Below are 26,783 nucleotides of genomic sequence, written 5' to 3'. Positions count from 1 at the left end.
GATGGACATGCAATCCCGAATCCGCCGGCTGTTCCAGGCCAGCATCGATACCACGCAACAGGCAATGGACATCCTGGCACCGCACATCGAGCAGGCCAGCCTGGTCATGGTCAACGCACTGCTCAACGAGGGCAAGATGCTCGCGTGTGGCAATGGCGGCTCGGCCGGCGATGCGCAGCATTTCTCCTCGGAGCTGCTCAACCGCTTCGAGCGCGAACGCCCCAGCCTGCCAGCGATCGCGCTGACCACCGACAGCTCGACCCTGACCTCGATTGCCAACGACTACAGTTACAACGAGGTATTTTCCAAGCAGATCCGCGCCCTGGGCCAACCTGGGGATGTTCTGCTGGCCATCTCTACCAGCGGCAATTCCGCCAACGTCATCCAGGCCATCCAGGCCGCACATGACCGCGAAATGATTGTCGTAGCATTGACCGGCCGCGACGGCGGGGGCATGGCCTCGCTCTTGCTGCCAGAGGACGTCGAGATTCGGGTACCCTCGACGGTGACCGCTCGCATCCAGGAAGTCCACCTGCTGGCGATCCATTGCCTGTGCGATTTGATCGACAGCCAACTGTTCGGGAGTGAAGAATGACCCCTATGCGCATTGGCCTTGTGGCCTTGACCTTGTGCCTGAGCGTCACCGGCTGCAGTTCGGTACTCAACTCTGCTCGTAATTCGCCCATCGAGGATGACCGAGGCACTCGTACCATTGGCAGCAAGATCGACGACTCACTGATCGAGACCAAGGCCTCGGTGAATATCGCCAAGGCCAGCCCAGACCTGGACAAGGGCTCGCACATCGTCGTGAGCAGCTACAACGGCATCGTGCTCTTGGCTGGCCAGACACCACGCGCCGAACTCAAGAGCCTTGCCGAACAGACGGCCAGCCAGGTCCAGCGCGTCAAGAAGGTGCATAACGAACTGCAGGTCATGCAGCCCTCCTCCATCCTGGCACGCAACAACGACGCGTGGTTGACCACCAAGATCAAGACCCAGATGCTGACCGATACAGCAGTACCCAGCTCGCGGATCAAAGTGATCACCGAGAATGGCATCGTGTACTTGTTGGGCCTCGTCACCCAGCAGGAGGCCAATGCCGCCACTGCCGTCGTGCAGAGCGTGTCTGGCGTGCAGAAGATCGTGAAACTGTTCGAGTACATCGACTGAACACGTGAGCCCGCAGGCAGCGCGGACCAGCGCGCACCTCGTCTATTGCCCATGCTAAAAAGGCGATCCTTGCGGATCGCCTTTTTTTATTTCACCACTTTCAAACTTGGCCGCCCGCTTGGGCGCGGAGGCTGCCCGCCGCCTTCTGGCGGCCCATCATCATCAGGCTGCTCCTGATCGTCCTCGATCTCGTCGTCCTCCATCATCGAAGACTCCAACTCGAAGACCATGCCCTGTCCATTCTCGCGGGCATAGATACCCAGCACCGCGCCAATGGGCACGAACAATGAATGGGGCACACCGCCAAAACGGCCTTCGAAGCTGACGGCGTCATTGTCCATGTGCAAACTGCGCACAGCGCTTGGCGACACATTCAGGACGATCTGGCCATCACTGGCGAAACCGTCCGGCACCTGTACTTTCGGGTACTCGGCATTGACCAACATATGGGGTGTGCAATCGTTGTCGACGATCCACTCGTACAGTGCTCGAACCAGATAGGGGCGACTGGAGTTCATCAACAGCTCCTCAAAGCGTGCGCATTTCGCGTTCAACGGACGACAGGCTTGCCTGGAATGATTCCCGGGCGAACTGTCGCTCCATGTAATCCAGCAGCGGCTTGGCTTGCCGCGGCAATTCGATACCCATCATCGGCAGACGCCAGAGTATGGGCAGTAGACAGCAATCGACCAGGCTTTGCTCATCGCTCATGAAACAGGCGAACTCGGCAAACAGCGGCGAGACACCGGTCAGGCTTTCGCGCAGTGCCTTGCGAGCCTCTGCACGGGCAGCCTCACTGGTGCGTGGGTCGAGAATCTGATCGGCCAGGCTGCACCAGTCTCGCTGGATACGGTGCATCAGCAACCGGCTATTGCCACGCCCGACCGGATAGACCGGCATCAGCGGAGGGTGCGGATAGCGCTCCTCCAGGTATTCCATGATCACGGTCGACTCGTACAGAACCAAATCCCGATCCACCAAGGTCGGCACGCTGCCATACGGGTTCAGTTCGGCGAGCCGCGGCGGGATCTTGCCGGTATCGACGTCGATGATGTGCGCGTCAACGGCCTTTTCGGCCAACACAAGGCGAACCCGATGCGAGTATTGATCGGCAGGGTCGGAATAGCAGGCTAACCCATTGGTTACGCCCATGTAGCGCCTCCTCTCGAGGGATGCTTGTAAAAACTGTAAATGAAAACGCGCCTGTGGCGCACTGGCATAACTGCCAGTGCGCCACAGGCGCGTTCAACAACCAGAGGTTACTGCGTGATCAGTGCACGTCCTTCCAGTATTCACGCTTGAGCAAATAGGCGAATACGAAGAAGAAAGCCAGGTACAGCAATACGTAAGTACCAATGCGCTGACTTTCCAGTTTGACCGGGTTGGCCGAATAGGCCAGGAAGGTCACCAGGTTCTTGACCTTCTCGTCGAACTGCTCGGTGGTCAGGGTACCGGAATTCGGCGTAATGGTCAGCTGATCGCAGGCTTCATGGGTCAACGGCGTGCCGGTCAATGGGTCAAATTGTTTTTTGCCATCCACCACCGTCTGCACCTGCTTGCAGCCGATCACCTGGTTTCCCTGCAGGCCAACCAGCACGTTCGGCATGCCGACGTTGGGGAAGACCTTGTTGTTCACGCCGTAGGGCCGCGATGGGTCCTCGTAGAAACTGCGCAGGTAGCTGTACAGCCAGTCGGCACCCCTGACCCGCGCCACCAGGGTAAGGTCGGGCGGCGCGGCACCGAACCAGGTCTTGGCATCGCTGGGCTTCATGCCAATCTGCATGTGGTCGCCAATCTTTGCCCCGGTGAACACCAGGTTCTCAAGCATCACATCGTGGGGTATGCCCAGGTCATCGGCCACACGCTCATAGCGCTGAAACTTGGCACTGTGGCAACCCATGCAGTAGTTGGCGAACGTGCGCGCACCGTCCTGCATCGCCGCCTTGTCGCTCAGGTCGATATCGACCTTGTCCAGTTCCACGCCATGCTCTGCAGCAAGGGTGAATGCAGGCATCACTGCCAGGAGAATTACAGCAATCAACTTTTTCATCAGCCAGTCACCCTTTCCGGAACCGGTTTGGTCTTCTCGAGCCTTGTGTAGAACGGCATCAGCAGGAAGTAGGCGAAGTACAGGAACGTGCACACCTGCGACAGCAAGGTACGCCCAGGCGTCGGCGCCAGTACCCCCAGCACGCCGAGGACGATGAAGGCGACGCAGAACACCAGCAGGAAGAGTTTGCTTATCCAGCCCTTGTAGCGCATGGAGCGAACGGGGCTGCGGTCCAGCCAGGGCAGCACGAACAGCACGGCAATGGCAGCGCCCATGGCGATCACGCCCATCAGTTTGTCCGGTACGGCGCGCAAGATGGCGTAGAACGGCGTGAAGTACCACACCGGCGCGATGTGCTCAGGGGTCTTGAAGGCGTTGGCCTGTTCGAAGTTGGGTTTTTCCAGGAAGTATCCGCCCATTTCCGGGAAGAAGAACACCACGGCGCAGAACACGAACAGGAACACGACCACTCCGACGATATCCTTGACGGTGTAGTACGGGTGGAACGGAATGCCGTCCAGCGGGATACCGTTTTCGTCCTTGTGCTTCTTGATGTCGATGCCGTCAGGGTTGTTCGAGCCGACTTCGTGCAAGGCCAGGATGTGCAGCACCACCAGGCCCAGAATGACGATCGGCAAGGCCACCACGTGCAGGGCGAAGAAGCGATTGAGCGTGATGCCCGAAATCAGGTAGTCGCCGCGAATCCACTGGGTGATGTCATCGCCGATGACGGGAATGGCCCCGAACAGGGAGATGATCACCTGTGCGCCCCAATACGACATCTGCCCCCATGGCAGCAGGTAGCCCATGAACGCCTCAGCCATCAGCGCCAGGTAGATCAGCATACCAAACAGCCATACCAGCTCCCGGGGCTTTTGGTAGGAGCCATACAGCAAGCCGCGGAACATGTGGAGGTAGACGACGATGAAGAAGGCCGACGCACCCGTCGAATGCAAGTAGCGCAGTATCCAGCCGTACTCCACGTCACGCATGATGTATTCGACCGAGGCGAATGCCTCTTCGGCCGAAGGCGTGAAACTCATCGTCAGCCAGACCCCGGTGACGATCTGATTGACCAGCACCAGCAAGGCCAGAGAGCCGAAGAAGTACAGGAAATTGAAGTTCTTGGGCGCGTAGTACTTGCTGAGGTGGTCTTCCCACATCTTGGTGGCAGGGAAACGCGCGTCGATCCAGTCCATGAACTTGCTCATCATGCGTTCTCCTGGTCGATACCGATGACGATGATTTCGTCGGACTCGTAGGCATGCGGCGGCACCGGCAGGTTCAGCGGTGCCGGCTGCGACTTGTACACTCGCCCCGCCATGTCGTAGTGGGAACCATGGCAGGGGCAGAAATAACCTCCGACCCATTTGGGTCCGAGGTCGACAGGGGCCACTTCAGGGCGGAACGTCGGCGAGCAACCCAGGTGCGTGCACAGACCAACCAGCACGAGGATCTCTGGCTTGATGGAGCGTACCTGCGGATCGACGTAGGTCGGCTGGTCCGATGCCTGGGAATCGGGGTCTGACAGTTCGCCGGTGATTTTCTTGAGATTGCCGAGGATCTCAGCCGTTCGCCGCACGATGAATACAGGCTGCCCTCGCCATTCTGCAACCATCTGCTGCCCTGGCTCGACCTTGGCGATGTTGACCTTTACCGGTGCACCTGCAGCTTTCGCCTTGGCACTGGGGAACCATGACCCCACGAACGGTACCGCAGCCCCCACTGCTCCCGCTGCCCCGACCACGGATGTCGCGGCTACGAGGAAGCGGCGCCGGCCTGCGTTGACGCCGTCATTGCTCATTCAGTCCTCTCCCATCAGCTTGCTTGGCCTGTTGAACCAGGCTCGTACCTAGGTTGTGTCAGTGGCGCTAAAAATTGGTCGCCATGGTAAGTAACAAAACCACACACTGACAAGGTGATTACCGGGCTGCACGGCCACTACCCACGCTTTGCTTGATCTACGTCTATGGGAAAGACGCTCACCGCCGAGCGGGTGAATTATTCAAGGCAAAAAAAAACCCGGTTCCAAGGAACCGGGCTTTTTTCGACTGCCGAAGCGGTATTAACGCTTGGAGTACTGAGGACGCTTACGCGCTTTACGCAGACCCACTTTCTTACGCTCGACTTCACGAGCGTCGCGGGTGACGTAGCCAGCACGACGCAGTGCGCCACGCAGGGTTTCGTCGTATTCCATCAGAGCGCGGGTGATACCGTGACGGATCGCACCGGCCTGACCGCTGACACCACCACCGGAAACGGTGACGTAGATGTCGAACTTCTCAACGCTTTCGGTCAGCTCGAGTGGCTGGCGAACAACCATGCGAGCGGTTTCGCGACCGAAGAACACGTCCAGAGAACGGTTGTTGATGGAGATGTTACCAGTACCCGGACGCAGGAATACGCGAGCGGTTGCGGTCTTGCGACGGCCAGTGCCGTAATTTTGAGTCGCCGACATAATGAACTATCCCGTTAGATCTTCAGTTCTTGAGGCTGCTGAGCAGTGTGTGGGTGAGCAGCACCCGCGTACACTTTCAGCTTACGGTACATGTCGCGACCCAGCGGGTTCTTCGGCAGCATGCCTTTGACCGCAGTCTCGATAACACGCTCAGGGGCCTTGGCGATCAACTTCTCGAAGTTGATTTCCTTGATACCACCTGGGAAACCGGAGTGGGAGTAGTACATTTTGTCGGAAGACTTGGCACCCGTCACACGAACCTGCTCGGCGTTGATGACGACGATGTAGTCGCCGGTATCAACGTGAGGGGTGTATTCTGGCTTGTGTTTGCCACGCAGACGGCTAGCGATTTCGGTAGCCAGACGACCCAGGGTCTGGCCAGCGGCGTCGACTACGAACCACTCGCGCTTTACTGTTTCCGGTTTAGCAGTAAAAGTTTTCATTCTCTAAAGCCTCAGAGGCCGCCCAGCGAAAAATAGACGGCGAATCTTACTGGATAGTGCACAGCTTGCCAAGGGCAAGCGCGCAGCCGAACGCTGACGCTTTTGGGGGCTCGGGTCAGGCACGCCAATGTTCGACGGGGTTCTTCCTGCGTGATGGTGCATCACTTCCGCCACGCGGAGAGGGGCTGAATTATCCAGATTGCGGGAAAAATATCAACCTGCTTTGATGAATGACCATAGCCAAGGAGCAAGCAACCGATGGACTACCGTCAGCTGGGTCGCACCGACCTCGAAGTCAGCGCGCTGTGTCTGGGCACCATGACCTGGGGCGAACAGAACGATCAGACCCAGGCATTCGAACAGATTGGCCGGGCCAAGGCCGCAGGCATCAACTTCATCGACACTGCAGAGATGTACCCGGTACCCCCGCGCCCGGAAACCTATGCCGCCACCGAGCGCATCATCGGCAACTGGTTCGCCCGCCAGGGCGATCGGGACGACTGGGTACTGGCCAGCAAGGTGGCCGGCCCCGGCAATGGCATCAGCCATATCCGCGACGGTCAACTCAGGCACAACCGGCAACACATTGTCGCGGCACTGGAAGAGAGCCTGCGGCGCCTGCAGACCGATCGCATCGATCTCTACCAGCTGCACTGGCCTGAGCGCAGCACCAACTTCTTCGGCAAGCTGGGCTACCAGCACCTGCCGCAGGACCATTTCACCCCACTGGAAGAAACCCTGGAGGTGCTCGACGAGCAGGTGCGCGCGGGCAAGATCCGCCACATCGGGCTGTCCAACGAAACCCCCTGGGGCACCATGAAATTCCTGCAGTTGGCCGAAACCCGTGGCTGGCCTCGGGCCGTCTCCATCCAGAACCCCTACAACCTGCTCAACCGCAGCTTCGAGGTGGGGCTTGCCGAAATCGCCATTCGCGAGCAGTGCGGCCTGCTGGCCTACTCGCCCCTGGCCTTTGGCATGCTCTCGGGCAAATACGACGGCGGCGCCCGCCCGGAGAAGGCGCGTCTGACCCTGTTCAGCCGCTTTGCGCGCTATTCCAACCCACAGACAGTGGCCGCTTGCGAGCGTTATGTACAGCTGGCCCGGGAACATGGTGTCGATCCGGCGCAGATGGCGTTGGCCTTCGTTACCCGTCAACCGTTCGTGACCAGTAACATCATCGGTGCCACCAGCCTCGAGCAACTGGACAGCAACCTGGCCAGCCTCGAACTCAGCCTCGATGACGAACTGCTGGCAGCCATCGAGGCCATCCACCAGGATCAACCCAACCCCGCGCCCTGAGCACGCACCCAACGCCGCTTGCTTCTCGGGTTTACCCGCGAAGCGGGCGGCGCTGTCTACCAGGCTAGACATGACCCGTAAAAAATAAGACGATCCAGCCAGTGATTGACCACTCCATCCTATAAGAACAATGACAATGATGTTTACCCAACCCTCCGCGTCGTTGCGGCGCGTCAGCATCCTGGCCATTGACAAGGTATTCGCTTCGACCTTGATGCAGGCCAAGGACTTCTTTCACCTGGCCAGCTTGCGCTACGGCAAGCAGCTTGGCCTGGGCTTGCAACCCATGTTCGAGATCCACCTGGTCAGCCCTGACGGGTTGCCGGTAGAGAGCTTCAGCAACGTGCAGCTGCCGGTGGACGGCGGCCTGGATGATGCCGATGTGATCATCCTTCCGGCGTTCTGGGACGATTTTGACAACCTGTTGCAACGTTATCCGCAGGTGCTGCCCTGGCTGCAGGCACAGCATGCGCGGGGCGCCGTGCTGTGTGCAGAGGCCAGCGGCGTGTTCTGGCTGGCCGAGTCAGGCCTGCTCGACGGCAAGGAAGCGACCACGTACTGGCGTTTCTTCGACAGTTTTGCCGAGCGCTTCCCACACGTACGCCTGACCCAGGACAAACACCTGACCGATGCGGACAATCTGTACTGCGCTGGCGGCACCACGTCAGCCTGCGATCTGTACATCTACCTGATCGAGCGCTTCTGCGGGGCCAATGTGGCGCGGGCCGTGTCGCGCGACATCCTGTACGAGGTGCAGCGCAACTACACGCCGGGACGCATGGGCTTTGGCGGCCAGAAGCTGCACCAGGACCTGATCATCCTGCAGATTCAGCACTGGCTGGAAGAGCATTTCGCCGACAAGTTTCGCTTCGAGGACGTAGCCCGCAACCACGGCATGAGCATTCGCAATTTCATGCGCCGTTTCCAGGGCGCAACCGGGGACAAGCCGCTGCATTACCTGCAACGCTTGCGCATCGAGACGGCCAAGGGGCTGTTGTCGAGCACGCGCAAGAGCATCAAGACCATCAGTTACGAGGTGGGCTATGACGATGCCAGCTTCTTCGCCCGGCTGTTTCGCCAGCACACCGACCTGTCACCGAATCAGTATCGCCAGCAGTTCATGCAAGAGGCCTGAGCGCAATCGGGCTGTCTTGCAGCCCATCGCCGGCAGTTAGGCGATGGGCTGCAAGGCAGCCCCAGGTTTTCAAGGCTTGTGCGCGCGGGACAGGAATTCATGAGACTGCATTTCCAGCAGTCGGCTCAGCGTGCGCTGAAACTCGAAGCTCAAGCGCCCACCGGTGTACAGGTCCTTGAGTTCCACTTCGGCCGAGATGATCAGCTTGACGTTACGGTCATAGAACTCGTCGACCATGTTGATGAAGCGACGCGCGATGTCATCGCTTGCCACGCCCATTTGCTCGACGTTGCTCAGCAGGACCGCATGGAAGATCTTGCCCAGTTCGATGTAGTCGTTCTGGCTTCGCGGCCCATCGCACAAGGCGCGGAAGTCGAACCAGGCCACATCGTCGCAGGTGCGCAGCGCATGAATGGGACGGTTCTCGATCATCAGCACGTCGTTCTCGACCGCTGCCGTGCACTCGGGCGTCAGCGCCTTGAAGCTGGCACGCATGCTCTGCTGCGCCGCCTCGTCGAGCGGGTAATGGAACAGTTCGGCCTGCTCCAGGTGGCGCAGGCGATAATCGACACCGCTGTCGACGTTCACTACATCGGTGTACTGCTTGATCATGGCGATGGCCGGCAGGAAGCGCGCACGCTGCAGGCCATCTTTGTAGAGGCCGTCCGGCACGATGTTGGAAGTGGCCACCAGGGAAACGCCGTTCTTGAACAGCTCCTCCATCAAGGTGCCCAGGATCATGGCGTCGGTGATGTCCGAGACGAAGAACTCGTCGAAGCAGATCACCTTGGCCTCATCGCTGAAGCGCTTTGCAATGATGGTCAGGGGATTCTTCTCGCCCTTTAGGGTTTTCATCTCCTCGTGGACACGCTTCATGAAGCGGTGGAAGTGCGTGCGCATCTTCTGCTTGAACGGCAGCGCTTCGAAGAAGGTGTCGACCAGGTAGGTCTTGCCTCGCCCTACCCCGCCCCAGAAGTACAGGCCCTTGACCGGGGTCTGCTCCTTCTTGCCGAACAACTTGCCGAATACACCCGGCTTGTTGTTCTGGGCCTGCACCAGGTCGTCGTACAGGCGCTGCAGGTGACGCACCGCAGTTTCCTGCGCCGCGTCATGAAAGAAATCGGGACGTTTCAGATCTGCTTGATAGCGTTCTAGGGGAGTCATGATTCGTTAGCGAGGCAACAAAAAACGGGCCGTCACTGTAGCGAGCGGCCCGCCTAATGGCAATGCGACTTGCGTCAATATGCCTCATACCGGCACCAGAGACCCGATGAGGCTACCCTGATCACAGTACCAGTGGGCGGATACCTCCCACCCGTCGGTCAGTCCTGTTGCGGCTCAAGCGCTGCGCGAAGACGCTCGATGGCAGCATCACGGGCTTGTTCGCTGTCGAACGGCGCACCGTCGGCAACCGGCTGATCCTTGAGCCACACAGCAAAGCCCAATCCCTCGGCGCGGATATCCACCCCGTCGCCTTGTTGCAACTGCTTGCTCACGGTACCTGCGCTTTTGCCATCGGCAAAGCTGCGCGACAACAGCAGTTGCTCGCCATCGGCAGCCAACAGGCGGAAGCGGAAGCTCCCGTCTTCGTCGCGGAAGCTGACGAAGCGCGCGCTCTTGGCGACCTTCTTCTTGACGTTCGCCGTGGCCTGTACGCTGCTGCGGAACGAGCGCAGGCCAACGGCTTCGCGCAATTGCTCCAGAAATGGCGTGGCGATGGCGCGCGCCTTGGCCGCGCCTGCCAGGAGGATATCCTCCAGGTCCGCAGGCCGCGCGATCAGCTGATGGTAATACTCGCGCTTTTCGGCCAGCTGGCCGTCGAGCAACTGGAACAGTCGCTGCTTGGCTTCGCCCCAACCCAGGCCCTGCTCCAGCTCGGCTCGGAACTCGGCGCACTGCTCAGGTGTGGAGAAGGCCTGGAACAGCGTGAACAGGTGCGCGTCGTCCGGGTTCTTGGCTTCACCCGGCGCGCGCGAGTCCGTGACGATGCGCGAAATGGCATCCTTCATGTCCTTGGCGCTGGTGAACAACGGGATGGTGTTGTCATAGCTCTTGGACATCTTGCGCCCATCCAGGCCGGGCAAGGTGGCCACGCTTTCCTCGATGACCGCCTCCGGCAGTGCGAAGAACTCATTGCCCTGGCCGAACAGGTGGTTGAAGCGCTGGCCGATATCGCGGGCCATTTCCACGTGCTGGATCTGGTCACGACCAACCGGCACCTTGTTGGCGTTGAACATTAGGATGTCCGCCGCCATCAGCACCGGGTAGCTGAACAGACCCATGGTGACGCCGGCATCCGGGTCTTCGCCGTTTTCGACGTTCTTGTCCACCGATGCCTTGTAGGCATGGGCGCGGTTGAGCAAGCCCTTGGCCGCCACGCAGGTCAGCAGCCAGGTCAGCTCGGGGATTTCCGGAATGTCGGACTGGCGGTAGAAGGTCACCTTGTCCGGATCCAGGCCACCGGCGAGCCAGGTGGCGGCGATTTCCAGACGCGAGCGCTGGATGCGCAGCGGATCGTCGCACTTGATCAGGGCGTGGTAGTCGGCCAGGAAGTAGAACGAGTCCACGCCAGGCTGCTGGCTGACTCGGATGGCCGGGCGGATGGCACCGGCGTAGTTGCCCAGGTGCGGAGTGCCGGTGGTCGTGATACCGGTAAGGATACGCGTGGTCATGGGTGTTCGCTTATTCAGGCTTGGCTCGGTTCGAAAGTCGCGGCAGCAGCAGATCCTTGAGGTCGGTCAGCTTGCCATGGAAGAAGTGTCCGCATTCTGCCACTTTCAGCAGCTCATGGGGGCGTGACAGGCTGTCGGACCAATCGTAAACCAGCGCCGGTGAAACGACCTCGTCGGCATCGGGTTGCACCAGGGTCACCGGGCACCGCTGCGGCACGGGGAATTGATCGGTCAGGCGCATGACGGCCGGAGCGATCATGAAGAGATGCTGCAAGGCAGTGCCTTCGGCTTCCAGGCGGCCAGCCAGGGCGGTCGCCACGAAGCCGCCGAAGGAAAAGCCCATCAACACCAGGGGCAGCCCGGGATGCGCCGCCTGCAGCCAGGCGGCCGCGGCCTGGGCGTCAGCCACCTCGCCTTCACCCATGTCATGGCTGCCGGCGCTTTGCCCAACGCCGCGGTAGTTGAAACGCAGGGTCACGTACCCGGCGTCCCGGGCCGTGCGTTGCAATGTCGAAACCACCTTGTTGAGCATGGTGCCGCCCTGGACCGGGTTGGGATGACAGATCAGCACGGCGCCACGGGCGTCTGCCACGTCCAGGTAGAGGGCTTCGAGCGGGCCACTGGGGCCGTCGATGAACAGAGGGGTTTCGCGGACAAGCAAGGCACTACTCCGTGACCTTGGGGGAGGTCGATTCGTCTAGGTGAGGAATTCTGTTCTGATTTGCGATCGCTCGCGGTATACAGCGCAGGTCTGAGCCGTTAACGTAAAGCAAAGCCGTTTATAGAGGAAGGACTCGTGGAACTCTCGCTCCTTGTTTGGTTGTTGCCTACCCTGGCCCTGGTCATCGGTGTGGTCGTCGGTTTCGTCGTGGCGCGCCTGTTGCCCAACGCTGCGCCCAGCAGCAGCCAGCGCCAGCTCGATGACATCCAACAGCGTTTCGACAGCTACCAGAACCAGGTGGTGACGCACTTCAACAGCACCGCCGTACTGGTCAAAAAGCTCAATCAGAGCTATCAGGATGTTCAAGATCACCTGGCCGATGGCGCCAACAACCTGGCCCTGGACGAAGTGACGCGTCAACGCCTGCTGGCAGCGCTGCACTCGGAAAGCTCCCACGGCCCGCACAGTCGCCTGACGCCGCCCAGGGATACCGCCGAAGTGCCGCGCGATTACGCGCCGAAAACGCCCAACTCGCCGGGCATGCTCGACGAGAGCTATGGTCTGAAGCACTGAACATTGAAAAAGGCCTCGAAAGAGGCCTTTTTCAATGCACGATCAACATCGACCAGGCGCCCCCTGCAAGGGCGGGGAACGCCCTTCAGGTCAAGGCTTGCGCCAGGAATGACCGCCCTCATCGTCATCTCCGCCAGCATGGCGAATGATCAGATCGAGTGGGTATGCAGATACTTTCATGGTGACGCTCCTCTTGGATACGCTGGCTCTTTCGCCAGCACCGCCAGAATGCCCTCGCCCAGTCTGGACAAGGCATCGGGTAGCGCTTCCTCGCACCTCATGAGCAGGCGCGCAACGCCTGTTGCACGTCTGCCAGCAGGTCCTCAATGTCCTCAAGCCCTACCGACAAACGCACAAGCCCCTCGGAGATACCGTGCTGCACCCGCTCTTCGGGCGTGTAGCTAGAATGGGTCATGCTTGCCGGGTGCTGGGCCAACGACTCGGCATCACCCAGGCTCACGGCGCGTGCGAACAGGCCCAGCGCATTCATGAAGCGGCGTCCAGCATCAAGGCCGCCCTTGAGCTCGAAAGCGATCATGCCGCCGGGTAGGCGCATTTGCCGCTTGGCCAAGTCGTGTTGTGCGAACGTCGGCAAGCCTGGGTAGTGGATCAGCTCCACCTGCGGCTGACGCGACAGGTACTCGGCGACCTGCCGGGCGTTTTCGCAATGCCGGTCCATGCGCAGGGCCAGGGTCTTTATTCCGCGCATCAGCAGCATGGCGTTCTGAGGCGACAGCACCGCCCCTGTCATGTCCTTGAGCCCCTGCAGACGAATCCGATCGATCAGCGCCTGACGGCCCACCACCAAGCCGGCGGTGATATCGCCATGGCCGCTGAGGTACTTGGTGGCCGAATGCACGACCAGATCAGCGCCCAGTTCCAGCGGCCTTTGCAGGTAAGGCGTGCAGTAGGTGTTGTCGACCACCACCAGCACATCACGGCCGCGTACCGCTTCGGCCACGGCGGCAATATCGACCAGCCGCATGGTCGGGTTGGCGGGGGTCTCGAAGTAGATCATGCGCGTCTTGTCACTGAGCGCGGCGCGCAGTGCGTCGGTATCGTTGAGGTCGACGTGGCGGATCGTCACGCCAAACGCCCCGATGCCGTGGTGCATGAAGGCAAAGGTGCATCCATACACGGTCCGCCCGACGATCAACTCATCGCCCGGGCGCAGCAGGGTCCAGAGCGTGGACGTGATGGCGCCCATCCCCGATGCCAGCGCAAGGCCCGCCTCCCCGCCCTCAAGCGACGCCATGCGCGCTTCGAGCACATTCAGCGTGGGGTTGGAGATACGGCTGTAGAAATGCCCGGCCTGTTCACCGGCAAAGCACGCCGCGCCGTATTCGACGGTTGGAAAGGCATAGGTAGCGGTTTGGTAGATCGGCGGTACCAGTGCGCCGCCGTGCGCTAGCGGGTCGTAACCGTGATGGATGGCACGCGTTGAAAAACCGTTGTCGTGACGGGAGTCGCGCATGGCAACAGCCTCTTGTTGGTTTGATCTAAGCTTATGCCACTGCGTCGCACGAATTTTTCCAAACTCGCTTGTAAGCACTGCTTATTTCACAACAAAACAGCCATTCTGCCGTTTGCGAGGGCACGTTATGCCTGCCGAGCTAGACCGTATCGATCGCGCCCTGTTGACTGCCCTGCAAGGCAATGCACGCCTGACCATCGCCGAGTTGGCCGACCTGGTGTCGCTGACCACTTCGCCCTGTTGGCGGCGGGTCAAGCAGCTTGAAGAAAGCGGGTACATAACGGGCTATCAGGCTGTACTTTCACCCAGGGCGATGGGCTTTGGCGTAACCGCGTTCGTCAGCATCATGATGGAATCGCACACCAAGCAGACCGCGTTGGCATTCGAGCAGCAGCTGATGGCCATTCCACAAATCGTGGCCTGCCACAACATTTCGGGACGCTACGATTTTTTGCTTGAAGTGCTCGCCGCTGACCTGGAATCGTTCGGGGAGTTTACCCGTGAAGTGTTGCAACGGTTGCCGGGGGTCAAGGAAATCTATTCGAGTTTTTCGTACAAGGCGGTGAAGGAAGGGAGATCCATACCGGTGTCGTGAAGCTGTGCATGTGGGAGCGCTGGGGCCGCTGCGCGGCCCATCGCAGTCGGTCCGGCGCCCCGGTAATGCCGCTCCTACCCCAGACCGCGTGCTGCCTGAGTCAGCAGGCTCGCAGTTTTTTGTAGGAGGGGCATTGCCAAGGCGCTGGACTGGCGTCGGTCAGATCGCCCCACGCTGCCTCAACACATCCAGCACGAGCTTGACCCCTTCTTCCACGCTGGTGGCTTGGGTATCGATGACCAGATCGGCGTCCAGCGGTACATCGAACGGGAAGCTCTCGCCTGGAATGTTGTCACCTTCGGCTGCATACAGGCCCTGCGGATCGCGTTCGCGGCAGACCAGTGGCGAGGCCTGGACGTAGACGGTCACCAGGCGGTCCTTGCCGATCAGCGCCTTGGCTTGCTCACGGCCTTCGGCATCCGGGGCCACGAACGCGGCCAGGGTCAGCAAGCCGGCTTCGTTGAACTGGCGCGCCACATGGGCGGCGCGGCGCCAGTTCTCGGTACGGCCAGCGCGATCCTGTGGCAGGCCCTTGTTCAGGTCATGGCGCAGGTTCTGCCCGTCGAGTACGTAAACGGCGCGGCCCATGTCGAACAGCTTGCGCTCCACCGCGTAGGCCAAGGTGCTCTTGCCGGCGCCGGACAGGCCGCTGAACAGCACGGTTGCCGGTTGCTGGCCAAAGCGCAGGGCGCGCTCTTCGGTCGAGACATGCGCCGACTTGCCATGCTGCCCGGCGCTGCCATGGGGCAGTACGGGCTGGGCGATGATCATGCCGGCGCCCACGGTGCCGTTGGTCAGGCGGTCGATGACGATGAACGCACCGGTGGTGCGGTTGCTCTCGTAACCGTCCAGCGCAATGGCGCTGTCCAGGGACACCTTGACGCGACCGATTTCGTTCAGTTGCAAGGCGCTGGCAGCGCCCTTCTCCAGGGTATTGACGTCCACCTTGTGGGTGATGCTGGCAATCGAACCCGGCACGTAGCTGGTCGCACGCTTGATGTCGTACTTCTTGCCCGGCAGCATCGGCTCTTCGGCCATCCACACCAGCATGGCTTCGAACTGGTCGGTCACAGGCGGCACATTGTCGGCATGCACCAGCAGGTCGCCACGGGAGATGTCGATCTCGTCTTCCATGGTCAGGGTCACGGCCTGGCCCGGGCCTGCGCTTTCCAGCTCGCCTTCGTAGGTGACGATGGACTTCACCCGGCTGCTCTTGCCCGACGGCAGCACGACGACTTCATCGCCCTTGTGCACCACGCCGCTGGCCAGGGTGCCTGCGAAACCACGGAAGTTCAGGTTGGGGCGGTTGACGTACTGCACCGGGAAACGCAGGTCGGTGAAGTTGCGGTCGGCCGCCACTTCCACGGTTTCCAGGATTTCCATCAGGGTCGGGCCGGTGTACCACGGCGACTGTTCGCTGTGGTTGACCACGTTGTCACCCTTGAGCGCGGACATCGGCACGAAGTGCAGGCTGCTCGACGTCAGGTTGATGGCTTCGGCGAATGCCAGGTAGTCGGCCTTGATCGACTCGAAGACGCCTTCATCGAAGCCCTTGAGGTCCATCTTGTTGACGGCGACCACGATGTGCTTGATGCCCAGCAACGAGGCGATGTAGCTGTGGCGGCGGGTCTGGGTCTGCACACCGTAGCGCGCATCGACCAGGATGATGGCCAGGTCGCAGGTGGACGCGCCGGTCGCCATGTTGCGGGTGTACTGCTCGTGGCCCGGGGTGTCGGCGATGATGAACTTGCGTTTAGCCGTGGAGAAGTAGCGGTAGGCCACGTCGATGGTGATGCCCTGCTCGCGCTCGGCCTGCAGGCCATCGACCAGCAGCGCCAGGTCCACTTCCTCGCCCGTGGTGCCGGACTTCTTCGAATCACGGGTGATGGCTTCGAGGTGGTCCTCGTAGATCATCTTCGAGTCATGCAGCAGGCGCCCGATCAAGGTGCTCTTGCCGTCGTCCACGTTGCCGCAGGTCAGGAAACGCAGCAGTTCTTTGCGCTCGTGCTGAGCCAGATAAGCGAGGATGTCTTCGCTGATCAAATCGGATTGGTGACTCATCTCATTCAAGCTCCAAGCTGTCAGCTTCAAGCGGCAAGCTTGTCGGCGTACAACTAGTTAGAAATTAGGTTGATCAACCCACTTGGCATTCTGGAGCGCTCGCGGGCCATGCAGGCGGCAATCCACAAGGTTCGAACGCAGCGCGTTCGACTGCTCTTGCAGCTTGCCGCTTGAAGCTTAGAAATAGCCCTGGCGTTTCTTGTCTTCCATGGACCCGGCGCCGTCGTGATCGATGACCCGGCCCTGACGCTCGGAAGTGCGCGTCAGGAGCATTTCCTGAATGATGTCGGTGAGCGTCTCGGCTTCGGACTCCACGGCGCCCGTCAACGGGTAGCAGCCCAGGGTACGGAAACGCACCTTTTTCTTGACGATACGGGCTTTCTCTTCCTCGGACAGGTGCTCGAGGATGCGCTCGTCGTCGATCATGATCAGGGTGCCATTCTTCTCGATGACTTCGCGCTCGGCGGCGAAGTACAGCGGCACGATCGGGATGCCTTCAAGGTAGATGTACTGCCAGATGTCCAGCTCGGTCCAGTTCGACAGAGGGAACACACGAATGGACTCGCCCTTGTTGACCTTGCCGTTGTAGACGTTCCACAGCTCAGGGCGCTGGTTCTTCGGGTCCCAGCGGTGCTTGCTGTCACGGAAGGAGTACACGCGTTCCTTGGCTCGCGACTTTTCTTCGTCGCGGCGGGCGCCACCGAAAGCGGCATCGAAGCCATGCTTGTCCAGTGCCTGCTTGAGGCCCTGGGTCTTCATGATGTCGGTGTGCTTGGCGCTGCCATGGGTGAACGGGTTGATGCCCTGCGCCACACCCTCTGGGTTGACGTGGGTGATCAGGTCGAGCCCCATTTCCTCGACCATCTTGTCGCGGAAGCGGTACATCTCCTGGAATTTCCACTGGGTGTCGACGTGCATCACCGGGAACGGCAGCTTGCCCGGGAAGAAAGCCTTGCGCGCCAGGTGCAGCATCACGGCGGAATCCTTGCCGATCGAGTACAGCATGACCGGGTTGTCGAACTCGGCGGCCACCTCGCGGATGATATGGATGCTTTCCGCCTCCAGCTGTTTCAAGTGCGTCAGTTTGTCGACCATGGCTACTCACGAAAAACGATCTTATGGACGGCCAGCGGGCCGTGTTCGAGCGAGCCACTCTATCACAGCAGATGATTCTATTTAGACGCCTGGATAGATCGAAAGCGTCTAACCATATGACTGCGGGTTTGGGCTGCGGGTTGGCGCTCAAGCCCGCTGATCCATCATCTGGCCTGCGCCGACAGGCCGGTCAGATCGGATTGGGGCAATCGATGAACAGGTGCTCCACGGCAAAACGCCGTGCCAGGTAATCGCCCAATGCCTGCACCCCGTAACGCTCGGTCGCATGGTGTCCTGCGGCGATGAAGCTCACGCCGTTTTCGCGGGCGCTGTGGTAGGTCTGTTCCGACGCTTCGCCGGTCAGGTACAAGTCCACCCCGGCGGCGATCGCGGTGTCGATGTAGCCCTGCCCGCCGCCGGTGCACCACCCTACACGACGAACGACCCTGTCTTCTTCGACCAGCAATGGCTCACGCCCCAGCACATCCTGCACGCGTCGGGCGAAATCGCGGGCAGTCATGGGTTGGGCCAGCGACCCGACCAGCCCGACTACCTTGGGGTTTTCTGGATCCAGCGGGCCCTCGACGGTGATCTGAAGCTGTTGCGCCAGCTGCACGTTGTTGCCCACTTCCGGGTGGACGTCGAGCGGCAGGTGAAAGGCCAGCAGGCTGATGTCGTTGTTCAGCAGGGTTTTCAGGCGTCGCTGGCGAATGCCGGTGATGCAGGGGTTTTCCCCCTTCCAGAAATAACCATGGTGCACCAGCACGAGATCGGCTTGAGCCTCTACGGCCGCATCGAGCAAGGCCTGGCTGGCGGTCACGCCCGTGACGATGCGCCCGACCTGCGGCCGGCCTTCGACCTGCAAGCCATTGGGGCAATAGTCCTGGATCCTGCTGCTGCCCAGGTAGCGCTCGGCTTCTTCGACCAATGTACTCAGCGCGACGGCCATGGGAAATCTCCTCGAAAAAACTGGGTGCCTGCCAGGCGCAAGGCCTGGCGAAGGTCCGTATAATGCCGGCCATTATGGGCCGTCGTCGGCACTGGGGGAACCGGTGTATGATCGCGCGCCCACGCTCCAATGCGCGGCCCCAGGCCCCGGCTCTTTCCAGGATTCGTTCATGTTCAAGGCTCTGCGTTACTTTGGCTGGCCCCTGCTCACTGGCGTGCTCATCGCCGCCCTGATCATCCAACGCTTTCCGGAGTGGGTCGGCTTGCCCAGCCAGGATGTCAACCTGCAACAGGCGCCCCAGTCCACACAGGTGGTGCAGGGCCCGGTCTCCTATGCCGATGCCGTCACCCTGGCCGCGCCTGCGGTGGCCAACCTGTACACCACCAAGGTGGTGAACAAGAGCTCGCACCCGCTGTTCGAAGACCCGCAGTTCCGCCGGTTCTTCGGCGACAACCTGCCCAAGCAGCGCCGCTGGGAGTCCAGCCTGGGCTCGGCGGTGATCATGAGCCCCGAGGGCTATCTGCTGACCAACAACCACGTGACCAGCGGCGCCGACCAGATCGTCGTGGCGCTCAAGGATGGCCGGGAAACCTTGGCCAGGGTGATCGGCAGCGACCCGGAGACAGACTTGGCGGTGCTCAAGATCGACCTGAAGAAACTGCCGGCCATCACCATCGGGCGCTCCGACACCATTCGCATCGGCGACGTGTCGCTGGCGATCGGCAACCCGTTCGGCGTCGGCCAGACCGTGACCATGGGTATCATCAGCGCCACCGGCCGTAACCAGCTGGGTCTGAACAACTACGAAGATTTCATCCAGACCGACGCGGCGATCAACCCGGGCAATTCGGGCGGCGCCCTGGTGGATGCCAACGGCAACCTGATCGGCATCAACACCGCCATCTTCTCCAAGTCGGGTGGCTCGCAAGGCATCGGCTTTGCTATTCCAGTGAAGCTGGCCCTTGAGGTGATGAAGTCGATCGTCGAGCACGGCCAGGTCATCCGGGGCTGGCTGGGTATTGAGGTTCAGCCGCTCAGCACAGAGCTTGCCGAGTCGTTCGGCATGAAGGACCGGCCAGGCATCGTGGTGGCGGGCATTTTCCGCGAAGGCCCGGCGGCCAAGGCCGGCCTGCAGTTAGGGGATGTGATCCTGAGCATTAACGGCGAGCCGGCGGGCGATGGCCGCCGGTCGATGAACCAGGTGGCGCGCATCAAGCCCAACGAAAAGATCACCATCGAGGTGATGCGCAACGGTCAGCAGCTCAAGCTGATCGCCGAGGTAGGCCTGCGGCCACCGCCAGCGCCGGTGGCCAAGCAGGAAGAAAAGTAACGCAAGTGCCCAACATGTGGGCGCTTGCGATTGGCCTGCGGCGCTACGCAGGCCATTCGCCCCTCTACTGCATCAGTGCAGAATCTGACTGAGGAACAAGCGCGTGCGGTCACTCTGTGGCCGGTCGAAGAAATCGTCCGGTGACGCCTGCTCGACGATCTCGCCCTTGTCCATGAAGATCACCCGATTCGCCACGGTGCGGGCAAAGCCCATCTCGTGGGTCACGCACAGCATGGTCATGCCATCTTCGGCCAGGCCAACCATGGTATCGAGCACTTCCTTGACCATTTCCGGGTCCAGCGCCGAGGTCGGCTCATCGAACAGCATGATTTTGGGCTTCATGCACAACGCCCGGGCGATGGCCACGCGCTGCTGCTGACCGCCAGACAACTGCCCGGGGTACTTGTGCGCCTGCTCGGGGATACGCACTCGCTCCAGGTAGTGCATGGCGATTTCCTCGGCCTTGCGCTTGGGCATCTTGCGCACCCACATGGGCGCCAGGGTGCAGTTTTCCAGGATGGTCAGGTGCGGAAACAGGTTGAAGTGCTGGAACACCATGCCCACTTCGCGGCGGATGGCCTCGATCTGCTTGAGGTCGTTGGTCAGTTCCACACCGTCGACCACGATCCGCCCCTGCTGGTGTTCCTCCAGACGGTTCAGGCAACGGATGGTGGTGGACTTGCCCGAACCCGAGGGCCCGCACAGCACGATGCGCTCGCCCTGGCGAACATTGAGATTGATGTCCTTGAGCACATGAAACTGGCCATACCACTTGTTCACGCCCTGCATCTGGATGATGCCTTCGGGGCCGGCAGGCTGCTTGATCGCTTCACTCATTTCGAAACTCCTAACGCTTGTGGCCAGTGTCCAGCTTGCGCTCCAGGTGCATGGAGTAGCGGGACATACCGAAACAGAAAATCCAGAAAACCAAGGCGGCGAACACATAGCCTTCGGTGGCCATGCCCAGCCAGGCCGGGTCGGCGGCAGCTTGCTTGACGCTGTTGAGCAGGTCGAACAGGCCGATGATGATCACCAGGCTGGTGTCCTTGAACAGGGCGATGAAGGTATTGACGATGCCGGGGATGACCAGCTTGAGCGCCTGGGGCAGGATCACCAGCCCCATCGAGCGCCAGTAGCCCAGCCCCATGGCGGCGGCGGCTTCGTACTGCCCCTTGGGGATGGCTTGCAGGCCGCCACGCACCACTTCGGCGATGTATGCCGACTGGAACAGGATCACCCCGATCATGGCCCGCAGCAGCTTGTCGAAGCTCATGCCCTCGGGCAGGAACAACGGCAGCATCACCGACGACATGAACAACACCGTGATCAGTGGCACGCCCCGCCAGAACTCGATGAAGGTCACGCACACCACTTTCACCGCCGGCATGCGCGAGCGCCGCCCCAGCGCCAGTACGATCCCCAGGGGCAAGGCCCCGACGATGCCCACGGTGGCAATCACCAGCGTCAGCATCAGGCCGCCCCATTGGCTGGTCGGTACCGTCTCCAGGCCAAACAGCCCGCCGTGCAGCAGGGTGTAGGCCACCAGCGGGTACAGCACCAGGAACCCCAGCCCGTAGACCGCCTTGCGCGGGAAGCTGCGGATGAACAGCGGCGCTGCGCCCAGCACCGCCAGCCATACCGTCAGGTCCACCCGCCAGCGCAACTCGGAGGGGTAATAGCCATACATGAACTGGCCGAAACGCTGCTGGATGAACACCCAGCAGGCGCCCTCCTTGGTGCAGTCGGCACGGGTGGTGCCCACCCAGTTCGCATCGATCAACGCCCATTGCAGCAGCGGTGGCACGATCAGCCAGACCAGGTAGATGGCGAACAGGGTAAGCAGGGTGTTGAGCCAGTTGGAGAACAGGTTGGCGCGCATCCAGGCGAGCACGCCGACGGTTTTCACCGGAGGCGGCATGTCAGGTTTGAAAACATGAGCATTCACAGACGTATCCTCACCGTTCGATCAGCGCGATGCGCTTGTTGTACCAGTTCATCAACAGCGAAATGCTGATGCTGATGGCCAGGTAGACGCTCATGGTGATGGCGATCACCTCGATGGCCTGGCCGGTCTGGTTGAGCACGGTGCCGGCGAACAGCGAGACCATTTCCGGATAGCCGATGCCTGCGGCCAGCGACGAGTTCTTCGCCAGGTTCAGGTACTGGCTGGTAAGCGGTGGAATGATCACGCGCAGTGCCTGCGGGATGATCACCTTGCGCAGGGTTGGCCCCTCGCGCAGCCCCAGCGAACGCGCAGCCTCGGTCTGGCCATGGCTGACCGAACGGATACCCGAGCGCACGATTTCGGCAATGAATGCTGCGGTGTAGATCGTCAAGGCCAGGGTCAACGCCAGTAGTTCAGGGATCAGTACCCAGCCGCCGACAAAGTTGAAGCCCTTGAGCTGCGGCACCTCCCACTGCACGGGGCTGCCGAACAACAGCACACAGGCACCCGGAATGGCGATCATCAGCGCCAGCCCCACCCAGAACTTGTGATACGGCTGGCCGGTTTCTTCGAAGCGCCGGTTGGCTCGACGCGCCATCAACACGGTTGCCAGCAAGGCTACCAGCAGGGCAGCCACGAATGGCCAGAAGCCTTCTGCCATGGAGGCCCCAGGCATGTTCAGGCCGCGGTTGCTGATGAAGAACGCGTCATCGATGTTGATGCTGCCCCGCGGCCCCGGAAGGGTCAGGAACACGGCGAAGTACCAGAACAGGATCTGCAATAGCGGCGGGATGTTGCGGAAGGTTTCCACGTACACGGTAGCCAGCTTGTTGATCATCCAGTTCGGCGACAACCTGGCGACACCGATGATGAAGCCCAGCAGTGTGGCCAGCACCACCCCGATGAGGGTCACCAGCAAGGTGTTGAGCAGCCCGATGACGAACACCCGCGCATAGCTGTCCGACTCCACATAGGGAATCAGGTGCTGAGCGATGCCGAAGCCGGCACTGCGGTCAAGAAAGTCGAAGCCCGAGGTGATGCCTCGGTGCTGCAGGTTGGTTTGCGTGTTGTGAAACAGGTACCAGCCCAGACCGACCACGAAGACGATGGTCAATAGCTGGAACAGCCACGCGCGCACACGTGGATCGCTCAGGGATAATCCCTTTCGTGCGCCAATTCGATTTTGCATGAAATGCCCCGAAGAGAAGGGTAGCGGACCGCCTGCGGCGGCGGGATGCCGCCGCAGGTGCAACCATTCAACGCACAGGTGGTGCGTACTGGATGCCGCCGTTGTTCCACAGGGCATTCATGCCACGGTCGATCTTCAGGTCGGTGCTCTGGCCAAGGTTCTTCTCGAACACCTCGCCGTAGTTGCCCACTTGCTTGACGATCTGCACTACCCAGTCCTTGGGCAGTTTGAGGTCCTTGCCGTACTCGCCGTCGCCACCCAGCAGACGCGCCACATCCGGGTTCTTAGTGCTCTTGGCCTCGGCCTCGACGTTCTTGGAGGTGATGCCGGCTTCTTCGGCATTGAGCATGGCGAACAGGGTCCACTTGACGATGCTGAACCACTCCTCGTCACCCTTGCGCACGACCGGGCCCAGCGGTTCCTTGGAAATGGTTTCCGGCAGTACCACGTAGTCGGTCGGGGCGGCGAGTTTGGAACGCTGGGCGAACAATTGGGACTTGTCCGACGTCAGCACGTCGCAACGGCCAGACTCCAGGGACTTGGCGCTCTCATCCGAAGTGTCGAAGGTGATGGGGGTGTATTTCAGGCCATTGGCGCGGAAGAAGTCCGATACGTTCAGTTCGGTCGTGGTGCCGGCCTGGATGCAGATGGTCGCGCCATCGAGCTCCTTGGCGCTGGATACGCCAAGCTTCTTGTTGACCAGGAAACCTACGCCGTCGTAGTAGGTGACCCCAGTGAACATCAGGCCCATGCCGGCATCGCGCGAGCTGGTCCAGGTGGTGTTGCGCGACAGCACGTCGACTTCGCCCGATTGCAGCGCGGTGAAGCGTTCCTTGGCGTTGAGCTGGCTGAACTTGACCTTGGTCGCGTCCCCGAACACTGCTGCCGCTACAGCGCGACAGACATCGGCGTCGATCCCGACGATCTTGCCTTGTGCATCTGGAACCGAGAAGCCAGGGAGACCGTCACTCACGCCACACTGGACGAAGCCCTTCTTCTTTACCGCATCGAGCGTCGCACCGGCCTGGGCCGTACTCACGGCGCCCAGGGCAGCGGCAGCGGTCAGGACTGCCAGGGTGGTTTTCAACATCTTCATTCACAACCTCCAAATCGCTCTTGTTGTATCGAGCCGGAATTGCACCGCACCCTTTTGAGGCGCATCCGACCCGTATTGGCTTGTTATTGGGTCACTTGGCGCAATGGGCTGTTCTGTGACAGCCTTCGCGTGCAAAGGGTGTTACCGTCTCGGCCTGTCCCTTGCATCACAGAGGGAAGTGCAAAACGCGTACCAGATTGCGCGGCTTGAGCGTTTAAGCACGAGTCAAGTAGGGAAAGTTGCATCGTTGCGACATTCTTTTTCCGGCTCGTCGGGCGCGCGCCTTCTTTTCAAGCACGACCCCTTCCACACGCATGTTTTCGGAGCAGCCATGACCGACCCACTCATTCTCGAACCCCAAAAAGCCGCAGATGCCTGTGTGATCTGGTTGCACGGCCTGGGCGCGGACCGTTACGACTTCCTACCGGTGGCCGAATTCATGCAGCAGCATCTGCTCACTGCCCGGTTCGTCATGCCCCAGGCGCCGACCCGGCCGGTGACCATCAATGGCGGCTATGCCATGCCCAGCTGGTACGACATCAAGGCCATGACGCCGGCCAGGGCCATAGACGAGGCCGAGCTCGAGGCCTCGGCCGAGCAGGTCATCGCCTTGATCAAGGCCGAGCAGGCCAAGGGCATCAGCCTGTCGCGCATCTTCCTGGCCGGGTTCTCCCAAGGGGGCGCCGTCGTGCTGCACACGGCCTATATAAAGTGGCAGGAAGCGCTGGGTGGCGTGCTGGCCCTTTCCACCTATGCCCCCACCTTCGCTGACGAGCACACGTTGAGTGCTTGCCAGCAACGCACCCCGGCCCTGTGCCTGCATGGTGTGCACGACCCGGTGGTGATCCCGTCGATGGGGCGCACGGCCTTCGAGTACCTGAACACCTGGGGCGTCGCTGCCCAATGGCACGAGTACCCGATGGAGCACGAAGTGATCGTCGAAGAACTCAATGACATCCTTCAATGGCTGGCCACGCAACTGCAGTGACCTGGGCGCACGGTTCGTTCAAGGCCATTGCACTACGCCGAGCGGGGATCTTGCATTACACTGCCCGGCGTACATTCCTTAACCAATTGACGAGATGACCGTGCTCAAGGCACTCAAGAAAATATTCGGCAAGGGAGACATTGCCCCCCAGGCCACTGCGCCCGCTGCCAGCACTACCCCGGCGCCAGCGGCCCCCCAGGCCGATTTGCCAGCGGCCCCCGCCGTTGCGGGCAACCCGCCTGCCGCCCAAATCGAACACACTGCCGCCACCAAACCGGCCAGTGACAAACCGCGTCGAGAGCGCAAGCCAAAGCCCAAGCCGCAGGCCAGCCTGTGGAAACCGGAGGACTTCGTGGTCGAGCCCCAGGAGGGCAAGACCCGTTTCCACGACTTCAAGCTCTCCTCTGAGCTGATGCACGCCATTCACGATCTGGGGTTCCCCTACTGCACGCCGATCCAGGCGCAGGTGCTGGGCTTCACGCTGCGGGGCCAGGACGCGATCGGCAGGGCCCAGACCGGTACCGGCAAGACGGCCGCGTTCCTGATCTCGATCATTTCCCAGCTGCAACAGACGCCCCCGCCCAAGGAACGCTACATGGGCGAGCCACGCGCGCTGATCATCGCCCCCACGCGCGAGCTGGTGGTGCAGATTGCCAAGGACGCGGTCGCCCTGACCAAATACACCGGCCTGAACGTGATGAGCTTCGTCGGCGGCATGGACTTCGACAAGCAGCTCAAGGCCCTGGAAGCACGCCACTGCGACATCCTGGTGGCAACACCCGGCCGCCTGCTGGATTTCAGCCAGCGTGGCGAGGTGCACCTGGACATGGTCGAGGTGATGGTGCTGGATGAAGCCGACCGTATGCTGGACATGGGCTTCATCCCGCAGGTGCGTCAGATCATTCGCCAGACGCCGCCCAAGAGCGAGCGCCAGACGTTGCTGTTCTCGGCCACCTTCACTGATGACGTGATGAACCTGGCCAAGCAGTGGACGACCGATCCCGCCATCGTCGAGATCGAGCCCGAGAACGTGGCCAGCGAAACGGTCGAGCAGCACGTTTACGCGGTGGCTGGCAGCGACAAATACAAGCTGCTGTACAACCTGGTGACCCAGAACAAGTGGGAACGGGTGATGGTGTTCGCCAATCGCAAGGACGAAGTGCGCCGTATCGAGGAAAAACTGGTACGCGATGGCGTCAATGCCGCGCAGTTGTCCGGCGATGTACCCCAGCACAAGCGTATCCGTACCCTCGAGAACTTCCGTGAGGGGCGTATCACGGTGCTGGTGGCGACCGATGTGGCTGGGCGCGGGATTCATATCGACGGCATCAGCCACGTCATCAATTTCACCCTGCCGGAAGACCCTGACGATTACGTGCACCGGATCGGCCGTACCGGCCGGGCAGGCACGAGCGGCGTGTCGATCAGCTTTGCCGGCGAAGATGATTCCTACCAGTTACCAGCGATCGAAACGCTGCTGGGGCGCAAGATCAAGTGTGAAATGCCGCCTGATGAGTTGCTCAAGCCAGTGCCGCGCAAGCACACGTGATCGGGTTGCGGGCGGTCAGGTCGATGATGCCCATGCTCCGGGCCCTGACCA

General features: G+C 61.0%; 27 protein-coding genes. 9 read left to right on the top strand and 18 right to left on the bottom strand.

What is annotated here, in order from left to right:
- The first annotated feature begins 1 nt into the window (after position 1).
- Together NMB38_RS04195 and NMB38_RS04190 are read left to right on the top strand one after the other, a co-directional pair.
- Positions 2 to 595, top strand: coding sequence for a phosphoheptose isomerase (locus NMB38_RS04195; RefSeq protein ID WP_494354905.1), 594 nt, complete (start codon positions 2 to 4; stop codon positions 593 to 595).
- Positions 592 to 1,170, top strand: a complete 579-nt coding sequence (locus NMB38_RS04190) for a BON domain-containing protein (RefSeq protein ID WP_027914474.1) — start codon at positions 592 to 594, stop codon at positions 1,168 to 1,170. The genes NMB38_RS04195 and NMB38_RS04190 overlap by 4 nt, the downstream gene beginning before the upstream one ends.
- Before the next feature lie 86 nt (positions 1,171 to 1,256).
- Here NMB38_RS04190 and NMB38_RS04185 read toward each other — a convergent pair whose 3' ends face one another.
- The 7 genes from NMB38_RS04185 to rplM all read right to left on the bottom strand — a co-directional run bounded on the left by NMB38_RS04185 (position 1,257) and on the right by rplM (position 6,121).
- Positions 1,257 to 1,688 (bottom strand): ClpXP protease specificity-enhancing factor, encoded by a 432-nt coding sequence (locus tag NMB38_RS04185; RefSeq protein WP_027914473.1) that lies wholly within the window; start codon positions 1,686 to 1,688, stop codon positions 1,257 to 1,259.
- 10 nt (positions 1,689 to 1,698) lie between these two features.
- Positions 1,699 to 2,322 carry a glutathione S-transferase N-terminal domain-containing protein gene (locus NMB38_RS04180; protein ID WP_028687199.1) on the bottom strand — a complete coding sequence of 208 codons (624 nt, stop codon included), beginning with the start codon at positions 2,320 to 2,322 and terminating at the stop codon, positions 1,699 to 1,701.
- Between the two features lie 118 nt (positions 2,323 to 2,440).
- Positions 2,441 to 3,220: a cytochrome c1 gene (locus tag NMB38_RS04175; RefSeq protein WP_027914471.1), complete on the bottom strand. Its 780-nt coding sequence runs from the start codon at positions 3,218 to 3,220 to the stop codon at positions 2,441 to 2,443.
- Positions 3,220 to 4,431: a cytochrome b gene (locus NMB38_RS04170; RefSeq protein ID WP_028687198.1), complete on the bottom strand. Its 1,212-nt coding sequence runs from the start codon at positions 4,429 to 4,431 to the stop codon at positions 3,220 to 3,222. Before NMB38_RS04170 ends, NMB38_RS04175 begins: the two co-directional genes overlap by 1 nt.
- Entirely contained in the window at positions 4,431 to 5,024 is a 594-nt protein-coding gene (gene petA / locus NMB38_RS04165; protein WP_023534417.1) for a ubiquinol-cytochrome c reductase iron-sulfur subunit, read from the bottom strand. Before petA ends, NMB38_RS04170 begins: the two co-directional genes overlap by 1 nt.
- Before the next feature lie 261 nt (positions 5,025 to 5,285).
- Positions 5,286 to 5,678 carry a 30S ribosomal protein S9 gene (gene rpsI, locus NMB38_RS04160; RefSeq protein WP_003251821.1) on the bottom strand — a complete coding sequence of 131 codons (393 nt, stop codon included), beginning with the start codon at positions 5,676 to 5,678 and terminating at the stop codon, positions 5,286 to 5,288.
- A 14-nt stretch (positions 5,679 to 5,692) separates the two neighbouring features.
- Positions 5,693 to 6,121, bottom strand: coding sequence for a 50S ribosomal protein L13 (gene rplM / locus NMB38_RS04155; RefSeq protein ID WP_003260798.1), 429 nt, complete (start codon positions 6,119 to 6,121; stop codon positions 5,693 to 5,695).
- A 258-nt stretch (positions 6,122 to 6,379) separates the two neighbouring features.
- Between rplM and NMB38_RS04150 the strand changes: the two genes are divergently transcribed.
- Together NMB38_RS04150 and NMB38_RS04145 are read left to right on the top strand one after the other, a co-directional pair.
- Positions 6,380 to 7,420 carry an NADP(H)-dependent aldo-keto reductase gene (locus tag NMB38_RS04150; RefSeq protein WP_028687197.1) on the top strand — a complete coding sequence of 347 codons (1,041 nt, stop codon included), beginning with the start codon at positions 6,380 to 6,382 and terminating at the stop codon, positions 7,418 to 7,420.
- 238 nt (positions 7,421 to 7,658) lie between these two features.
- On the top strand, positions 7,659 to 8,555 hold the full coding sequence (locus tag NMB38_RS04145; RefSeq protein WP_162832347.1) for a GlxA family transcriptional regulator: 897 nt from the start codon (positions 7,659 to 7,661) through the stop codon (positions 8,553 to 8,555).
- Between the two features lie 69 nt (positions 8,556 to 8,624).
- On the opposite strand, the gene zapE is transcribed toward NMB38_RS04145, so the two are convergent.
- The 3 genes from zapE to NMB38_RS04130 all read right to left on the bottom strand — a co-directional run bounded on the left by zapE (position 8,625) and on the right by NMB38_RS04130 (position 11,888).
- Positions 8,625 to 9,719 (bottom strand): cell division protein ZapE, encoded by a 1,095-nt coding sequence (gene zapE, locus NMB38_RS04140; RefSeq protein ID WP_027914467.1) that lies wholly within the window; start codon positions 9,717 to 9,719, stop codon positions 8,625 to 8,627.
- A 158-nt stretch (positions 9,720 to 9,877) separates the two neighbouring features.
- The gene (locus NMB38_RS04135) at positions 9,878 to 11,227 is read right to left on the bottom strand and encodes a tryptophan--tRNA ligase (protein WP_482577315.1); all 1,350 of its coding nucleotides are present in this window, start codon (positions 11,225 to 11,227) and stop codon (positions 9,878 to 9,880) included.
- Positions 11,228 to 11,237: 10 nt separating this feature from the next.
- Positions 11,238 to 11,888 carry an alpha/beta hydrolase gene (locus NMB38_RS04130; RefSeq protein ID WP_027914465.1) on the bottom strand — a complete coding sequence of 217 codons (651 nt, stop codon included), beginning with the start codon at positions 11,886 to 11,888 and terminating at the stop codon, positions 11,238 to 11,240.
- Positions 11,889 to 12,023: 135 nt separating this feature from the next.
- On the opposite strand from NMB38_RS04130, the gene NMB38_RS04125 reads away from it, so the two are divergent.
- On the top strand, positions 12,024 to 12,461 hold the full coding sequence (locus NMB38_RS04125; RefSeq protein ID WP_023534478.1) for a Z-ring associated ZapG family protein: 438 nt from the start codon (positions 12,024 to 12,026) through the stop codon (positions 12,459 to 12,461).
- Between the two features lie 277 nt (positions 12,462 to 12,738).
- Here the strand turns inward: NMB38_RS04125 and NMB38_RS04120 are convergent, their stop codons facing one another.
- Positions 12,739 to 13,935, bottom strand: a complete 1,197-nt coding sequence (locus NMB38_RS04120) for a methionine gamma-lyase (protein WP_494354904.1) — start codon at positions 13,933 to 13,935, stop codon at positions 12,739 to 12,741.
- A 127-nt stretch (positions 13,936 to 14,062) separates the two neighbouring features.
- Here NMB38_RS04120 and NMB38_RS04115 point away from each other — a divergent pair, with 127 nt between their 5' ends.
- The gene (locus NMB38_RS04115; protein ID WP_088522910.1) at positions 14,063 to 14,530 is read left to right on the top strand and encodes an Lrp/AsnC family transcriptional regulator; all 468 of its coding nucleotides are present in this window, start codon (positions 14,063 to 14,065) and stop codon (positions 14,528 to 14,530) included.
- A gap of 159 nt (positions 14,531 to 14,689) precedes the next feature.
- Here the strand turns inward: NMB38_RS04115 and cysN are convergent, their stop codons facing one another.
- The 3 genes from cysN to NMB38_RS04100 form a co-directional block, all read right to left on the bottom strand.
- Positions 14,690 to 16,591, bottom strand: a complete 1,902-nt coding sequence (cysN, locus tag NMB38_RS04110; protein WP_494354903.1) for a sulfate adenylyltransferase subunit CysN — start codon at positions 16,589 to 16,591, stop codon at positions 14,690 to 14,692.
- A gap of 177 nt (positions 16,592 to 16,768) precedes the next feature.
- On the bottom strand, positions 16,769 to 17,686 hold the full coding sequence (cysD, locus tag NMB38_RS04105; protein WP_023534492.1) for a sulfate adenylyltransferase subunit CysD: 918 nt from the start codon (positions 17,684 to 17,686) through the stop codon (positions 16,769 to 16,771).
- A gap of 190 nt (positions 17,687 to 17,876) precedes the next feature.
- Complete coding sequence (locus tag NMB38_RS04100; protein ID WP_027914461.1) at positions 17,877 to 18,635, bottom strand: Nif3-like dinuclear metal center hexameric protein; 759 nt, start codon at positions 18,633 to 18,635, stop codon at positions 17,877 to 17,879.
- Positions 18,636 to 18,804: 169 nt separating this feature from the next.
- Between NMB38_RS04100 and algW the strand changes: the two genes are divergently transcribed.
- Entirely contained in the window at positions 18,805 to 19,965 is a 1,161-nt protein-coding gene (gene algW / locus NMB38_RS04095) for a Do family serine endopeptidase AlgW (protein WP_027914460.1), read from the top strand.
- 72 nt (positions 19,966 to 20,037) lie between these two features.
- Here the strand turns inward: algW and NMB38_RS04090 are convergent, their stop codons facing one another.
- The 4 genes from NMB38_RS04090 to NMB38_RS04075 all read right to left on the bottom strand — a co-directional run bounded on the left by NMB38_RS04090 (position 20,038) and on the right by NMB38_RS04075 (position 24,195).
- A complete protein-coding gene (locus NMB38_RS04090; protein WP_027914459.1) occupies positions 20,038 to 20,802 on the bottom strand; it encodes an amino acid ABC transporter ATP-binding protein in 765 nt (254 codons plus the stop codon).
- 10 nt (positions 20,803 to 20,812) lie between these two features.
- On the bottom strand, positions 20,813 to 21,910 hold the full coding sequence (locus NMB38_RS04085; protein ID WP_059183304.1) for an amino acid ABC transporter permease: 1,098 nt from the start codon (positions 21,908 to 21,910) through the stop codon (positions 20,813 to 20,815).
- 10 nt (positions 21,911 to 21,920) lie between these two features.
- On the bottom strand, positions 21,921 to 23,099 hold the full coding sequence (locus NMB38_RS04080) for an amino acid ABC transporter permease (RefSeq protein ID WP_027914458.1): 1,179 nt from the start codon (positions 23,097 to 23,099) through the stop codon (positions 21,921 to 21,923).
- A 67-nt stretch (positions 23,100 to 23,166) separates the two neighbouring features.
- Positions 23,167 to 24,195 carry an amino acid ABC transporter substrate-binding protein gene (locus NMB38_RS04075; RefSeq protein WP_027914457.1) on the bottom strand — a complete coding sequence of 343 codons (1,029 nt, stop codon included), beginning with the start codon at positions 24,193 to 24,195 and terminating at the stop codon, positions 23,167 to 23,169.
- Positions 24,196 to 24,526: 331 nt separating this feature from the next.
- Here NMB38_RS04075 and NMB38_RS04070 point away from each other — a divergent pair, with 331 nt between their 5' ends.
- Complete coding sequence (locus NMB38_RS04070) at positions 24,527 to 25,183, top strand: alpha/beta hydrolase (protein WP_027914456.1); 657 nt, start codon at positions 24,527 to 24,529, stop codon at positions 25,181 to 25,183.
- A 100-nt stretch (positions 25,184 to 25,283) separates the two neighbouring features.
- Positions 25,284 to 26,732 (top strand): ATP-dependent RNA helicase RhlB, encoded by a 1,449-nt coding sequence (rhlB, locus tag NMB38_RS04065; RefSeq protein WP_110607143.1) that lies wholly within the window; start codon positions 25,284 to 25,286, stop codon positions 26,730 to 26,732.
- Positions 26,733 to 26,783 lie beyond the last annotated feature (51 nt).

This window comes from Pseudomonas sp. FBCC-B35 (genome assembly GCF_059133755.1).
The sequence above is the reverse complement of the archived record's forward strand: the minus strand, read 5'-3'. Positions and strand labels throughout refer to the sequence as shown.